At 54.3% G+C, this 14,716-nt stretch carries 11 protein-coding genes and 2 pseudogenes; 5 read left to right on the top strand and 8 right to left on the bottom strand.

Translation table 11 applies throughout. From position 1 onward, the window contains the following. Nucleotides 1–1,347, top strand: coding sequence for a sensor histidine kinase (locus ACTJJ7_RS25920; protein ID WP_440969272.1), 1,347 nt, complete (start codon nucleotides 1–3; stop codon nucleotides 1,345–1,347). A 407-nt stretch (nucleotides 1,348–1,754) separates the two neighbouring features. On the opposite strand, the gene ACTJJ7_RS25915 is transcribed toward ACTJJ7_RS25920, so the two are convergent. Beyond that, on the bottom strand, nucleotides 1,755–2,534 hold the full coding sequence (locus ACTJJ7_RS25915) for an SMODS domain-containing nucleotidyltransferase (RefSeq protein ID WP_440969271.1): 780 nt from the start codon (nucleotides 2,532–2,534) through the stop codon (nucleotides 1,755–1,757). Next, nucleotides 2,531–3,037: an SLATT domain-containing protein gene (locus ACTJJ7_RS25910; protein WP_440969270.1), complete on the bottom strand. Its 507-nt coding sequence runs from the start codon at nucleotides 3,035–3,037 to the stop codon at nucleotides 2,531–2,533. Before ACTJJ7_RS25910 ends, ACTJJ7_RS25915 begins: the two co-directional genes overlap by 4 nt. Before the next feature lie 563 nt (nucleotides 3,038–3,600). Between ACTJJ7_RS25910 and ACTJJ7_RS25905 the strand changes: the two genes are divergently transcribed. Beyond that, nucleotides 3,601–5,418, top strand: coding sequence for a site-specific DNA-methyltransferase (locus ACTJJ7_RS25905; RefSeq protein ID WP_440969269.1), 1,818 nt, complete (start codon nucleotides 3,601–3,603; stop codon nucleotides 5,416–5,418). Next, nucleotides 5,415–7,949: a DEAD/DEAH box helicase family protein gene (locus ACTJJ7_RS25900; RefSeq protein ID WP_440969268.1), complete on the top strand. Its 2,535-nt coding sequence runs from the start codon at nucleotides 5,415–5,417 to the stop codon at nucleotides 7,947–7,949. The genes ACTJJ7_RS25905 and ACTJJ7_RS25900 overlap by 4 nt, the downstream gene beginning before the upstream one ends. Nucleotides 7,950–8,163: 214 nt before the next feature. Here the strand turns inward: ACTJJ7_RS25900 and ACTJJ7_RS25895 are convergent. Further along, nucleotides 8,164–8,421 (bottom strand): annotated as a pseudogene (locus ACTJJ7_RS25895) (AAA family ATPase); the annotation flags it as partial. Between the two features lie 194 nt (nucleotides 8,422–8,615). After that, a complete protein-coding gene (gene leuA / locus ACTJJ7_RS25890; RefSeq protein ID WP_440969267.1) occupies nucleotides 8,616–10,286 on the bottom strand; it encodes a 2-isopropylmalate synthase in 1,671 nt (556 codons plus the stop codon). 293 nt (nucleotides 10,287–10,579) lie between these two features. Between leuA and ACTJJ7_RS25885 the strand changes: the two genes are divergently transcribed. Continuing rightward, a complete protein-coding gene (locus tag ACTJJ7_RS25885; RefSeq protein WP_440969266.1) occupies nucleotides 10,580–11,347 on the top strand; it encodes a helix-turn-helix domain-containing protein in 768 nt (255 codons plus the stop codon). Nucleotides 11,348–11,450: 103 nt separating this feature from the next. On the opposite strand, the gene ACTJJ7_RS25880 is transcribed toward ACTJJ7_RS25885, so the two are convergent. Beyond that, entirely contained in the window at nucleotides 11,451–12,149 is a 699-nt protein-coding gene (locus ACTJJ7_RS25880; protein WP_440969265.1) for an IS6 family transposase, read from the bottom strand. Nucleotides 12,150–12,219: 70 nt separating this feature from the next. Here ACTJJ7_RS25880 and ACTJJ7_RS25875 point away from each other — a divergent pair. Further along, nucleotides 12,220–12,723, top strand: a pseudogene (locus ACTJJ7_RS25875) (IS66 family transposase); the annotation flags it as partial. 466 nt (nucleotides 12,724–13,189) lie between these two features. Here ACTJJ7_RS25875 and ACTJJ7_RS25870 read toward each other — a convergent pair. From ACTJJ7_RS25870 to repC, 3 genes are all read right to left on the bottom strand, one after another. Next, nucleotides 13,190–13,633 (bottom strand): PIN domain-containing protein, encoded by a 444-nt coding sequence (locus tag ACTJJ7_RS25870; protein ID WP_105737731.1) that lies wholly within the window; start codon nucleotides 13,631–13,633, stop codon nucleotides 13,190–13,192. A 2-nt stretch (nucleotides 13,634–13,635) separates the two neighbouring features. Further along, nucleotides 13,636–13,884, bottom strand: coding sequence for a type II toxin-antitoxin system Phd/YefM family antitoxin (locus ACTJJ7_RS25865; RefSeq protein WP_105737733.1), 249 nt, complete (start codon nucleotides 13,882–13,884; stop codon nucleotides 13,636–13,638). Nucleotides 13,885–14,013: 129 nt separating this feature from the next. Next, nucleotides 14,014–14,715: a plasmid replication protein RepC gene (gene repC, locus ACTJJ7_RS25860; protein ID WP_440969264.1), complete on the bottom strand. Its 702-nt coding sequence runs from the start codon at nucleotides 14,713–14,715 to the stop codon at nucleotides 14,014–14,016. Nucleotide 14,716: the final 1 nt, after the last annotated feature.

The raw sequence follows: 14,716 nt of genomic DNA, 5'->3' as shown, positions 1-14,716 counted from the left end.
ATGAATATTTACTCACTTCGCTGGCGCTTCACGATCGGTTTCATTTTACTGCAACTCTGCGCCATAGCAGCATCGCTTGTGCTTGTTTTCTATGCTGCGTCCGGGGCCAGACCTGATAGCGCCATCCCTTCCATTTGGCTTTCGGATGCGATAGCAGAATCGATCAAGGTAGGTGTCGATGGAAAGGCAATAATCGTTCCCTCGCGCCAATTGTCGGGCATGATTGAGAAGTGGCCAAGCCTATGGTTCGTCGTTGAACTACCCAAAGGTGACCTGATCACCCACGGTGATATTCCCGAAAAGGTCGCTGGAAATATATCGTTTTTGCGGACGTTTCGCAACGCCGAACTTCATGGATACGTCGATGATCCTACAAACGTTGTACGGCTCCAAAGAATGGAGACCATAGCTGGAGAAGCGGCCATTTTCACGGGTGGGATGTCCATGTCGCAATATAGCCTGATTTTGTTGCTCGGCAATATTGCGATAGGCGTGCCGTCGATCATTCTGGCCACGATCACAGTTTTAGGCGTTCCTTTGGTTACCCGATGGGCGCTTCGCTCTTTCAATGACCTCACTGATCGCTTGGATAAGATCGATTTCGAAGCGCGGGGCGGCGTCGTTGATGATCGCGCCATGCCTAACGAAGTACTTCGCGTCCTCAATGGCATCAACATGGCCCTGCGGCGATTGGATAGCGGATTCGAAACGACAGAGCGGTTCTTCGTCAATGCGGCACACGAACTGCGCACACCGATTGCAATCCTTCAGCTGCGTATAGATACCTTGGCACCTAGTCAGGATAAGTCTCATCTGCAGACCGGCATAAAGCGGCTCACAGCCATTACCAATCAGCTTCTCGATATCGAGAAATATCGGCAGAAGCCACCTCGCAAAACCAGGGTGGAACTCAATAGTATCGTGTCGAAAATAGTGGCCGATTTCGCTCCTTTGGCAATCGCTGAAGGTTATGAGATGTCCTTCGAGTCTAGGGCAAAATGCGCCTTTGTACTTGGTGAACCCGATGCGTTAGAGCGCGCCCTCGCCAATCTGATCCGTAACGCAATTCAATACGGTGGTAAAACAGGAGAGATTTCTGTCGGCATCGAGGCGGATGGTAGCATTCTCGTAACGGATCAGGGCCCTGGCATTGCGGATGACATGCAAGTACGAATCTTCGAACCGTTTTACCGTATCAATCCTCATGGGACTGGCGCAGGCCTGGGCCTCAGTATGGTCAACGATATTGTCACCAGCCATGGGGGTTACGTTGAAGTTGTATCGTCCCCTGGAGCCGGCAGCAGTTTTGCAGTGAGATGGCGCGGAGCGCGCGTTGATTTTCACTGAGAACTGACCCTACGTGTTTTCAACGTCGCTTAGTCTTCTGGAGCCGCTGCGCAAGCTTGACCCTTTTACGGACCTTTGAACAACATCGCCAGTAGCCAAAAAATGATTGGTTATTCATGCTGCGAAAGACTCGCAAATCTTCCTTTGAAAATGCCGATAATAGGCGGATTTTCACCAATTGTGATTGTAGCGCAGATGTCTACAATACCTGTTAAGTATTGTATTGAAATGATTATTCACTGACCGCACCATACTGAATAGTGGACTGCGTTGCCAGAACGTCTGACGAAACTCGCGCCACATCTTAGCATTTTTGTACAAACTGTCCCAGCATATCGAAGGCGCAAACTTGGCCGCCACATCTCGAGAAGGTTAGTCGGGCGGGGCAGGCGTCAGCAACGCGGAGCTCATTCGGGAATAAGCTTCTTGACCTCACCCTCGGCGGTAATGGGCATGTTCTCAGCCTCGTAATTCCGCACATTCTTGACGATTTCCTTGGCGCGGTTAATCCGGTCGTTGCGCCATTGGGTGGCTTGGTTGGGCGTCATCATGTCAAATACCTGGAAGAGGTAGTCGCGCTGTGTGGTGCACCAGAGGTAATTCAGGCTGATGATCCACTTCTCCAACAGGAATGAATCAAAGACGTAGCCGGCCCGCGCGTTCCAGTATTTGACTAGGCGGATCGTCGGCTTGATCATGTAAAGGTTAGCGCCGTTTGCTTGCTCAAGGGATCCGTTGAAATCATTGGGGTTGGTATATTGCCAGTCGTTTGGACCGTTGGCGATCTGGTAGGTCGTCCCCCAAGAAAACAGTGCCGGAACCAGCTCAAACTTGATGTGGTTCAGTTGAAGCACCACGGTAGGGCTGGATTGGTAGAGTTCCGAAGTAGAATAGCGAGATTCCGCAAAGGTGCGGAGCCGGTCCAAATAAGTCTGTGGCTTAAAACCGCCTTTCTCGAACACGACCATGTAATCGATATCGGAGTGGACGTCCATTTTCCGCGGAAGGATGGTGCCGCGAGTGAAGGACCCAAACTTGAAGTGGCTCGAAAGCCCGTCTCCGGTCTTCGTAAAATACCCATTCAGTCGAGAACCTAGCGTGCTGACCGAGGTATTGATTGACGTTTTTTCGTCCGCCGAGAGAACCGCTGCGGAGGCGCGGCTGGTGAGGTAGCTGTTGACGGTCAATGGTTTGCTCCCTTGTCCACCGCGTGAACCGCCTGACCGGCATCAATGCCCTTCTTGGCCTTCTGGAAATCACCGTCGGATGCCGGTGGGCTAGCTTGGTTGAGCTCGTCACGCCGGGTCGTCAGCCCCTTCAGGGCGGTTAGGATTGTTTCTCGGTCATCAGCCTGTCTGAGTTCGATTTCCCGGAACACCCGCGAATTGTTGCGAAGCGCCAAATATTGGTCGCCAGCGCTCTTATGGCCGGCCGCTTTTTCCCCTGGTTTGAGGAAGGTCATCAAAGACGTCAGCACAGCGACACACAGCGCCATGCTACCGGCGAGCACGGGAAAGTCTTTGAAAAATGTCGCGCCAGCAGCCGTACTCAAAATGACGGATGGAATGCCAAAAATATAGTTCCACCGCGCCCAGCGTACACCGGCATTAAAGTGGGCCTTGCCTGAATGGATGCAATCTTCTTCCATCCGCTTCAGCTCTTTTTCGACCCGTTCCCTAAGTTCGTCCATTGAACCTTTTCCGCCACCTATGTTCACGATTTGTCTTTTATCCTATTGGTGCGTTTATAACAATTGTTAGAGTGGTTTATCTAGGCTATTCACAGGTGACCTTCGGCAGTTCGCCGCACTGCGTCATATCGCTCGGCGAGTTCCGAGCGAACTTGGTCGACCAAGATAGCGTCACGCCCATCGCCGCTAGAGTGACATGTTCCGCACAACAATTTCTTTGCATCCGCCAAAACGCCCTGTGTCAAACGGTATGGCTGCTATTGGGCTACGACACATAGACTCCCGACCCCATTCGGTCATTCAAGGGCAACTAGCTCCGTGATTGTTAAAAGGCCGCGATGCTGGTCTCAAATTCCTTTAAACGCCTTGAAGGGATACGAACCTACGACCCGCAATTCGGGCGAGCGCCGCGGAAATCCGTCGTCCCCGATTAATCATGGGTCGTTTCCGTCAGCTAGGTTTCTAAATTCGTTGCGAAACCCAATTATCGCGCCAAGACGACTTTCGTTGCTTTCTGTAACGGGCTAAAGCAAAAGAGTAAAAAGATACGCAGAAAGACCTTCATGCCCGGTAAGTATGACAACCTCACGAAAACGCAGCTTGTCGAGCTTCTCGAAAAGCGGGACCGTACAAAGAAGCTGGGTCTTGTGTGGGAACGAGACGAGTTGGAAGCAGACGCTGCCGTCGATGAGAATTTCATCGTGTGCGATCTCGTTCCGGAACTTTCCGATAAGCCGGCTCCATGGAAAAATTTGGTCATTGAAGGAGATAATTACGACGCCTTGCGTTGGCTGCGGATGACGCATTCGGGGAAGGTCAAGTGCATCTACATCGACCCTCCTTACAACACTGGCAACAAGGATTGGGTCTATAACGATCGCTACATGGATGCAGACAACCGCTTCCGCCAATCAACATGGCTGGAGTTTCTGTATCGCCGGCTAACCCTCGCCCGCGACTTGCTCTCTGAGGATGGTGTGATCCTCGTATCGATTAATGACGACCAGCGCGCATTACTGGAACTGCTCATGGATGAAGCCTTTCCCGGGATGCGAGTCGGCTCGCTTGTCTGGCGGACTAGAGTTGGCGGCAACGAAGGCGGCGAGCGATTTTTCACATCCAATCACGAACACATATTGGTATTCGCGAAAAGTGAGTTCCGCTTTTCTGGTAGCCAGAAAACCTTCGACATGTACCGCTATTTTGACGAGACGCGCGATGACCATTATCGTGTCAGCGACCTAACGGTAGCGGTGTCGTACGATAATCCCCGCGCCGGCAAAGCTTACTTCCCCCTATACGACCCGGAAACGGAGATTTGGTATCCATGCAACCCCAACAGGGTGTGGGGTTATGTCTCCAGAGAACGGAGTGGTGACAAGACCAAAATCAAAACAAAATTTATGGAGGACTGGATCGCCGAGGGGCAAATCCGTTTTCCCGAAAGCCCGCGCGTCGCAACTTGGAATACGATTGAAGAACTGAGAGACGCCGTTTCCAAGGGTGAGGTGCCCAAAAGCGGCGGAACGCTCATGATTAGAGAAGATTTGCCGGGCTTCTCTGAATGGGTCGGCCGGAAAGTCGGATTTGGGACGCCGGGTTTCAAACGATACAAGTCAGATCTGCGAAATCCAACTCAACCGCTTTCCAGTTGGATTGTGACCAACAGTGAAAGTGACCCCTTCAACGCCGCCGAAAATCACATCGTTTCTGGCACCAATGACGAAGGCGCCAAACAAGTCAGAAACATATTTGGCGAGAAGGCTTTCAACTATGCCAAACCAGTCTCGTTGATTCGCGAGCTCATACGTCAGGCTAGCGGCCCGGGCGACTTGATAATGGATTTTTTCGCCGGATCTGCAACCACGGCCCACGCAGTAATGGAGCTGAACGCCGAAGACAGTGGTGACAGAAGATTTATCGTCGTTTCCTCTACAGAAAAGACAGTGGAAGAGCCACAGAAGAACCTCTGCCGCGACGTGACTGCCGAACGCATTCGGAGATTGAACGCTAGTACCGACCAGAAATATTTGGGCCTCTCAGCGGACTTTGCTTACTTGCGTGTAAAGGAAATGTTGTTTGAGGATATCGATTACGACCTCGCGCCTGCCCAAGCCTGGACCGCTCTCGAAGCCCTCCACGACCTACCCATAACAACCTATGGGCCGGGTCTGCCCTATAATGTTCATGAGGGCGATGAAGTCGCCCTCGTTTTGGTCGACCGATTCGATGAAACTCTACTGGCTTGGCTGAAAGGTCGGGAACGCCGCAATATCTTTATTTACGCCTGGGCTCCAGGTCAGATAGCCCAACACCTCGACAGCGAGGCCTTTGAGATTCGCTCGGTGCGCGACACCTTGGTAAAAGGCTTTCAACAATGAGCGAAACTCGCCATTCGCTTGCCGAATTTCAGCTGAAGGCCGTCGACGGTATAAAGGCCGTCGTGCAACGCGTGGCGACCATGCATGACCGCATGCCCAACAATCGCGGCCAAATCGCGTTGAAAAGCGGCGTGACATTGCTACAAAGCCCCACAGGTTCCGGGAAAACGCTGATGCTCGGACGCGTCCTAGAGGGCGTGCGCGGATCGCTTTCGCGGCCAACAGTATGGTTCTGGTTCGCTCCGTATTCAGGATTGGTTGCTCAAACGCGAGACGCTCTGACAGAGCAATGCAGTTCGCTACGGGTGCGCGATCTTACTCGGGATCGGGAGTCTATCGGTAGCCGTGACGGCGACGTGTTCATACAGACGTGGGCGACTGTGGCTGCTAGCAACAAGGACGCGCGCAAGGTGCGACGCACCTCCGAGTCATCGCTCTCGTTTGACGACATGCTTGCAAATCTTCGTAGCGGCGGCTTTTTTATCGGAGCTGTAATCGACGAGGCCCATCTAAACTTCGGCGCCTCGGCGGCAGTCGCCGCAGACTACTTTCTCGAACACATTCAGCCCGACTTTACGATCTTGGCGACCGCAACTCCGAACGACGACAAATTGGAGGCATTCGAAAAGAAGGCAGGAATCGAGGTCGCCAGCCGATACACCGTCGCCCGCAACGATGTCGTTGACGCAGGCCTAAACAAAGTGGGTTTGAAGCTGGGCGTTATTCGCTTCAGCCAGGGCGACGAAAGGTTGATCGACCACGAGCAGGCAACATTGCAGGCTGCCTGGACCCAGCACATGAGGGTTAAGGCTCGCCTTATTGAGCGCGAGATTGCGGTTTCGCCGCTGATGTTGGTGCAGGTTGAGGATCAGGACAAAGGTGGTGACGATCCTGTAAAGCGCGTCCGTGACAAACTCATTGAGATCGGTGTCGCGGAAGAAGCTATCGCTACACACACGTCGGGCGAGCCGGATCCTGATTTCCACACATTGGCTTACGACCCCGACAAGCATATTTTGATTTTTAAGGTAGCGGTTGCAACAGGTTTCGACGCTCCCCGCGCTTGGACCCTGGTTTCTGTGCGACCCAATCGTGGCAAAGAGTTCGGCCTTCAGATTGTTGGCCGCATCATGCGCGTTCATCCAATGGTGCGCCCTATCCACGGCAGTGATCCTGTTCTCGACAATGGCTACGTGTTGCTTACTGACCCCAGTATGCAGCTGGGATTGGAAGCCGCCGTGGAGGAATTGAAGGCAGTGCGGTCTAGTATCGAAATGCTGACCGACAAGCTGGATATTTACGAGGTTGATGGCGTTCCTTCGACATCGGTAATGCAAGGCGATGATCGACTGAAGGCCGTGCGCGCGCCGCTGACCAGCGAAGAACGCAACGACCGCCTGACGCTGCTGATCGACCACGGTATTGTGCGTAGCAGCGTGCGAGAAATGTCAGATAGCGAGCAACAAGACGCCATCGTCAGAGGCGAGGTCTGGCAGGCGATAGTGCAGACCCCCCTGTTTGGAGATCTTCCGGAAATAGCGCGACCAGCCGGACAGATGGTCCCGGCGCCCAAAACGGCGACTGGCCGTTACCCACTCCGGAAGGAACTTGGCCTTCCTTCAGCGCTTAGCCGGGAATTGCCGCCGGATCCCGCTCGTCTAAACGACCTTGTCCAGGATATTGCAAAAGACTTCTGCCGCTCAACGGACATCATTGGAATGTTGCAGCGGAAGCTGACAAAAGCGCAGATGGATTTGAAGAGCCTTTTCGCCGCTGAAAATCTCGAAACGATAGATCTGCGCCTGCGACTGTCGAACGCCCGTATCGCCGAGCAGGCGCAGCTCGCTTTCAAGTTCAACGATAGCATTGACCCCCGGTATCTCAAGCCAGCCCTCGTCGATGAGTTGCGGCGCATCGTCGACGATCGCGGCATGGAGGTTCCGAATGAACGGGATTTACGCCGGGCCGTCGACCTTGCTGTTATGATGGAACCAGAAGCGCTTAAGGGCGCGATCAAAACAGCCCAAGCTCGCCATGTGCGCATCGGGCCCAGTGATCCCATTCCCGAAGATTATTTTGGACCGGAAGGTTTGGCGCGAGCGACGAAGGGTGCTTATGGCGTTTTTCCCGACCGACTAAATAAGGAAGAGGGGGACTTCGCGCGTTTCCTTGATGCCGATGAAACGGGCACGGTGAAATGGTGGTTGAGAAACCCGGAAAACACGCGTTGGGCGACCCAGCTTCTGCTACCTTCGGGTCATCGATTCTTCCCGGACTTCGTCGTCGGCGTGCGAGGCCGGACGACTCCCGATGGGATCGCACTGATCGAGATCAAGGATGACGGCGAGACCGGCCGCCTAAACTCTGACAATAACGTCGAGAAAGCGCGCGTTCAGCACCGTGATTACAGAAACGTTTTCTGGACGTTCCGCTCCGATGGAACTTGGGTTCGCGGCCGCTACTCCGACAGCTTGCACAAGATCGTTGAACAAGATCGCTTTGAGATCAAGGAACTTGTATTCTTGGCGTGAACGCAGCCCGCCTTCCGCATTCGCAGTTAATCCGAGTGGCATGTTCACCAGCATTTCCTAAGGAGTGACATTGATCGCCGCGGAGTGACGCCTAGGGAAACGAGCCAAGCGCGATGCAATCGATAGGTTTGAGCACCGCATCGTCAGTAACGGAGTCGTTGCTGAGAAGGTGATATTGCACTGTGCAACCATTCGGGCACCTGCACAATGCGAACTACCGCTCCAGTCTCACCCTCAAACGTCGGGCGCGTTCCTTAAATGCCTCTTCGCCTCCTTCAAGGATGTCGCAAACTTGCTGTCGCATATCGGCATCCTCCATGCCGCCAGAGAAATAGGTGATTGGAGGCAACTCGCCAGGGCCATGCGGGCCAGCGTTCGCAACGATGATCTGGTCCGCATCCGTATTGATCACAAGATTGACGTTGTGAGTCACCATAATGACCTGCCGCTTGGCCTTAGCCGTGACGAACAGGAGACCATAACGTTTTGTGGGGCAGACCGCATTATGCTTCATTTCGTCGATCTCTTGCTTAACCTAAATCGACCTGACTCAAGCCCGTTTTCCAGGCTGCCCCACTATTCCTCATGGTCTCCTATAAGCCATGCTTTCTCGCAGCCATGTGACGAGCAGAACCAGCGACCCAAGGCGAGAGCGAAGGGTCTGCATCAGCCGTTGCAGGCGGCGCTCAGTACCGCCTTGATCGAAGCCGTAGCGACGTCATCATCGATGCCGACTCCGAAAATCTTGCGGCCGTCACAGGCGCGGCATTCCAGATAGGCAACGGCCTGGGAATACACGCCGCGTTTCAACGCGTGTTCGTGATAGTCGGCAACCTCCAACAAAAGGCTGAAGCTTTCTTCCAGGGCCGCGACAGCGCTGGAAATCAGTCCATTGCCACGACCGGAAATCGAGACTTCGCGACCTTTGTGACGGATGCGCCCGGCGAAGATACGTTGGCCACCGGCATTGCACGAAATTCCATCCTGATAGCTGACCAGCTCGAATTCCTGCGGGCCGGTCAGATGATAGGCCTGTTCGAAGATCGACCAGATCATCCCCGCAGTGATTTCCTTGCCGGTGCCGTCGGCGAATTCCTGCACACGCTGGCTAAGATCGATCTGCAATTCGCGCGGTAGTTTCAGGCCCCTGTCCTGCTCGATTACCCAGGCGACGCCGCCCTTGCCGGACTGGCTGTTGACGCGGATCACGGCCTCGTAGGTTTCACCGATATCTGCCGGATCAACAGGCAAATAGGGCATTTCCCAAATGCCGTCATTGCGCTGCCCATGAGCGGTGAAACCCTTCTTGATCGCGTCCTGATGCGAGCCGGAAAATGCGGTGTGCACTAGTTCCCCAGCATAGGGATGACGGGGATGCACGGACAGTCCATTGCAATGTTCAACGGTCTTCACGACCTCACGGATCGCCGGAAAATAAAGTTTCGGATCGATCCCCTGCGTGTAGAAGTTCAATGCGAGCGTCACCAGATCGACATTGCCAGTCCGCTCGCCATTGCCGAACAAGCAGCCTTCAATACGATCGGCTCCCGCAAGCAATGCTTGCTCGGCCGCCGCCACCGCCGTTCCACGGTCATTATGTGGATGGACGCTGATAACCACGGCGTCGCGACGCGAGATATTGCGGCAAAACCATTCGATCTGGTCTGCATACACGTTGGGCGTCGCCACTTCGACTGTCGCTGGCAGGTTAAGGATCGCCGGGCGTTCGGGTGTCGGTTGCCAGACATCGAGTACCTGCTCACAGATTTCCAGCGCAAATTCCGGCTCGGTGAAACAGAAGGTTTCCGGCGAATATTCAAAGATCCAGTCCGTGTCAGGCCGCTTCAGGCTTTCCTCCAGCATTGCGGTGACGCCGGTAACGGCCAGATCAACGATCTGGTGTCGTTCCATTCCAAAGACGACGCGGCGAAACAGAGGAGCCGTTGCGTTATAGAGATGGACAATCGCTCGCCGCGTGCCCTCGAGCGATTCAAAGGTGCGGTCGATCAGGTCCTTACGTGATTGGGTCAGCACCTGGATCGTCACATCGACGGGAATGCGGTCTTCCTCGATGAGTGCGCGCACGAAGTCGAACTCAGTCTGGGAAGCCGACGGGAAAGCGACTTCAATTTCCTTGAAGCCAATGGCAAGCAGCATGTCGTAGAAGCGCAACTTGCGCTCCACATCCATCGGATCGGCGAGTGCCTGATTGCCGTCGCGCAGGTCCGTCGACAGCCAGCGGGGCGCTTTCGTGAGCCGGTTGGACGGCCATTTGCGATCATGCAATTCGATAGAGGAAACAAATGGGCGATATTTGATTTCAGGATTGGTCAACATGGGGTGATCCGTTGCGATGTGGTGTAAGAAAGAATTCGACACAGCTGACTACGGTCGCCGGGCAGCCGTCAGCCCCGACGACCGCCAGTAAGTCGCAGCGCAACGGAAAGCGCCGGGCAGGAAAGCGGATGTGGTGCGCCCGTGCACGCAACGACCACGCCAAATGCTGCGGAAAGCGGCATATCGGTTGGGTCAATGATGCGGATAAGGACAGACACCTGGCTAGAACTTCCTGCTGTTGGATAGTTCTACCTTAGTCACTCCAAACCTGATATTCTCTCGCAGGGAGCTCAATGATCGTCGCAAAAGGATCAATATTGAAGAACGGCATAAGCATTACCGACGAGATCGCCGTAATTGCCCATGACAGCCATCGCTTTTCGGGACCAAAACATTGTCACGAAGAGGCTCAGCTTCTCTATGCGGTGAGTGGAGTTGTATCCATAACAACGGATAATGGAACCTGGATCGTACCGCCAAGCCGGGCGGTTTGGTTGCCGCCCAAGCTGGAGCATGAAACATCCAGCCACCGGGGCGTTCAGTTCCGTTCGCTCCTGATCGATACGAGCGGAATCCACGGCCTTCCCGACGAATGCATGGTCGTGGAGATCACACCGCTCCTGCGAGAGCTCATCCTCAAGCTAGCCAGCCTCGCCGAAAGGCCAAGCGGACTGGACAGGACAGATGCCGTGCTCCGGCTATTCCTTATGGAATTGTCATTCCAGCAAGCCCAGCCACTTAACTTGCCGACACCTGAGCACCCCGAACTCGCGCAGTTGTGTACGCAAATCCGCGAGGATTTAGCGGTAGCCATTTCCGTCGAGAACGCAGCCGCCCTGCTCCATATGAGCAGGGCGACCTTTATGCGGCTGTTCAAGCGTGAAACCGGCATGAGCTTCGGTCATTGGCGACAGCAGGCGCGGATACTCGATGCATTGACACTGCTGGCCGAAGGCCGAAGCATCCTCGATGTGTCACTCGAATGTGGCTACAACAGCCCGAGCGCTTTTTCTGCCATGTTTCGCCGATCTCTCGGACGGGCCCCAAGCGCCTATTTTTGAGCCGAAATCCATATTTGGGAGGAGACCATGAGGAATTGTGGGGCAGTTCAGGCGGTTCTGTTGCAAACGTCATCAAGGGTTGTCGGCTTGAACCGATCGCATTTTATGAAGCGAGGATTTCGAATTGCTCTGCGATAGACGGCGTGGGATTGAAGGCAAACCTCGCCTGTTGCTTTCGCATCATATGAATCATCTCGATGCCGGATAAAGTGACGCTCGCTGATGCCATGGATTTGAAGCCGAGCATCGGCCGAACACGCCTTTTGATCGCTCGGTGATCCTGCTCAATCCGATTGTTCAAATACTGACTTTGGCGAATTGTGACCGGCTTTATAGAATATTTCGCGTTGGTTTGAAGGCGATGGGTAGTGTCGCATGAGACGATCGCCTCATGATTGGTTTGGCTACCGTCAATGACAACACGGTCCGGTCGGCCGTGGTGTTCCAGTGCTCGTCGGAAGAACCGTTTCGCTGCCAGCAAGTCGCGATGTTCGCTGAACCTGAATTCCACCGTGTCGCCGGCACTATCGATGGCGCGGTAAAGGTACATCCATTGCCCGCGAACTTTTATGTAGGTCTCATCCATGTGCCATTTTCCTGTCACCTTACGCTTGCGCAAGTTGTAACGTTTCAGTAGCCATGGCGAGAAATGGACAACCCAGCGATGGATGGTGGAATGATCAACACTGATGCCGCGCTCTGCCACCATCTCCTTCACATTTCGCAGGCTCAGCCCATAAGCCAGATACCAGCGCACGCAAAGCAGGATCACCGACCGATCGAAATGGCGACCTTTGAACATCTGAACCTCTGAACTTCCGTCAGACCTTCAATGTCACACAAACATTAACCCAAAAGTTTGCAACAGAACCCATGCCGAACGTCTTCTGCAAAAGCTGATGCCAGGAACCGCAAAAGAGGAGCGGTCGCTCACCATGGTCCGCGATTTCGTCTGGCGTTTCTACAAGGCGCTGAAAGCCTACAAGCAGAACCCCTCCCCGCCGGCCGTTCCGGCCTTCCAACGACGGTTCGACCGAATCTTCAGCCTGCGCACCGGTTATGAGGCACTCGACAAGCTGCTTGAGCGGCTGCTTCGAAGGAAGACCGAGCTGCTGAAGGTGCTCGATCATCCCGAGATTCCACTACACACCAATGCATCCGAAAATGATCTGCGGAGTTTTGTCACGAAGCGAAAGATTTCCGGCGGCACGATGAGCCGCGATGGCCGTGTTGCGCGCGACGTCATGCTTGGTCTTATGAAGACCTGCCAAAAGCTTGGGCTGTCCTTTTACCACTATCTCGGTGACCGGCTTGGTATCGGCAACGTCGGCCAACTGGTTCCGCCCCTGTCGGCGATCATTCTCGCTCGGGCTTGAACAACCGGGACCGCTTTGGCTCGGCTGCGCCACCATCGTTGCCCAATGAACCGGCACCGCCACCAAATCTGCCCCACATACCCCAATCCGAAACGAGCTCTAACGCCAAATCCAGATCAGTTAGTGTTGTTTTCATTATATTAATTGCCTTATTCCGCAATTATAACGATGCTAACTTCCTCATTACGGACTAAGAATATTGCTCAACGATGTGACGCTTGCTTTCTGAGCTGCCTTATAAGAGCGATTGCGCACTGTGGCCGTCCATCTACCGATTTATCACAATATTCGTAGTTCTGCTCGATCCTACAGCATTGGTTTTGAAGGGTTTTCCGGTGTCCCCTGCCCTCTCGACTCTGTCCTGGCGCCTGCGTATTCGCCGGTGTTTTGCTCTTATCGGCGTTTATAACTGTTCGTTTTCTTGTGTCTTGCGAGTTTGTACAAACCCACTCCGTCATGCGATTGCCTAAGTCGATTTCGGTAGTTCCTTTAATGGATTCCACCATTTTACACCCATCGGCCGAAAATGCCTTTCGTTGGCAGTCAACACTGTCAGACCGTTAGCATCTGCCGTAGCGGCAATGGCTATGTCAGCGAAACCAGGCTCATGCGCGCGAGCACGATCAAGGATCGCACCGGCTGCGTAGGCTTCTTTGTTGCCAAAAGACAGAATCCTGTTTCCGTACAGGTTCTCAATCAAAATCACCCAGTTACGGAGCCGGCGCGCCTTGGCAACGGCTTCAAGCCGCTCGGCACGATGGATACCATGCCAGATTTCGGCAATGGTAACAGACGACAGATAGATGTCAGACCCGTGAAGTTCGAGCCAGCTCAGAAATGGCGGACGCGTGTTTTGAGCCGCCGCCAGAGGCGAGGTTGCGGATACGACATTGGTATCAAGCAAGAACAAGCTCAAAACTCCGAACTATACGATCGAGATGGCTTCTGACTGCGTTCCGGAATGTCGTCGGCTTCGCCTGGGAATGCGGCAAGGAGCTCACCAAAGGTTGGAACCTTGGATAGCCGCTCGTATTCCTCGAAGGAAAGAACTACAGCTTCTTTGCGACCGTGACGCGTTACAACCGTCGGTTCCCCAGCGATCGCTTGATCGACGACCGCGGAAAACGTTGCTTTCACGTCTTTCAATTGTGCTTCTTTCATTGGTGTAACTCCGATATGACTACAAATAGTCATATTATGGTTGATATCGTTTTCTGCAAGAGATTTCCGCGTCGTTGCGGCAGTTTTGAGTAGCTATGTCCAGTCGGGCCTCAATCGTCCGCCTCCGTTTCATTCCATCTGTCCCTTGACCAGCCTGACATGGGAGCCGTTGGCCCTGAGCTGGGCCAGCAGCATCGGCCAGACGGAGAATTCGCCCTTGGCCGCCTTGTCGGTGAGGGAGCGCAGATACCCGCCGGCCGAATTGATCTGCCCGGCCCTTTGCAGGATGCAGGCCACGGCAATGGCGGCGTTTTCCTGGCCAAGCACCGAACAGGCCTCCTCATAGGCGGAGGGGCTGACCCCGAGCATGGAGCGCACGACAATGGCCGCCCCCATCAGTTCGGACCAGCTGGCCAGGCCGTTTTTGGCATAGGCTGCAATATCCGGACAGGCCTGGCGCACCAGCCCGAGCGGAACCGGCTTTGCCTCGAAGCCATCAGCACCCAGCCCGGAAAGATCAACGCTGCGGCCGGACATATCTGCCGGCAGCCCGGCGGCCTCCCTCATCCCCGGGTCCAGGGTCCGGTCCGGGTTTTCCGCTGCCCTGTCTTGCCCCTGCTGCGGTTCGCTCAAACCTTCCCCGTCGGGATTGTGTGTGTGGTTCTGGCCTTGGTCTTTCCTAAAGCCAGGTTCAAGATCAGAATTGGATTTGGTATTTGAATTTTGTTTGTGGCGCTCAGAATGAGACTCTTTGGCGCTCGTTTGTGTTAAATTCAGCTTATCCTGCAACAACTTGGAGATTTCCAGCTGGATGCATTCCAGCCCGTCCACA

The sequence above is a fragment of the Phyllobacterium sp. 22229 genome, from assembly GCF_052056495.1.
Taxonomy (GTDB): domain Bacteria; phylum Pseudomonadota; class Alphaproteobacteria; order Rhizobiales; family Rhizobiaceae; genus Phyllobacterium; species Phyllobacterium myrsinacearum.
Note: the sequence above shows the minus strand (reverse complement) of the source record. Positions and strands in the feature narration are given on the sequence as shown.

Excerpts from the sequence above, each read along its gene's own strand:
- ACTJJ7_RS25905 (WP_440969269.1), top strand. The coding sequence starts at position 3,601 with ATGCCCGGTAAGTATGACAACCTCACGAAAACGCAGCTTGTCGAGCTT.
- leuA (WP_440969267.1), bottom strand. The coding sequence starts at position 10,286 with ATGTTGACCAATCCTGAAATCAAATATCGCCCATTTGTTTCCTCTATC.
- ACTJJ7_RS25910 (WP_440969270.1), bottom strand. The coding sequence starts at position 3,037 with ATGGACGAACTTAGGGAACGGGTCGAAAAAGAGCTGAAGCGGATGGAA.
- ACTJJ7_RS25885 (WP_440969266.1), top strand. The coding sequence starts at position 10,580 with ATGATCGTCGCAAAAGGATCAATATTGAAGAACGGCATAAGCATTACC.
- ACTJJ7_RS25880 (WP_440969265.1), bottom strand. The coding sequence starts at position 12,149 with ATGTTCAAAGGTCGCCATTTCGATCGGTCGGTGATCCTGCTTTGCGTG.
- ACTJJ7_RS25900 (WP_440969268.1), top strand. The coding sequence starts at position 5,415 with ATGAGCGAAACTCGCCATTCGCTTGCCGAATTTCAGCTGAAGGCCGTC.
- ACTJJ7_RS25865 (WP_105737733.1), bottom strand. The coding sequence starts at position 13,884 with ATGAAAGAAGCACAATTGAAAGACGTGAAAGCAACGTTTTCCGCGGTC.
- ACTJJ7_RS25920 (WP_440969272.1), top strand. The coding sequence starts at position 1 with ATGAATATTTACTCACTTCGCTGGCGCTTCACGATCGGTTTCATTTTA.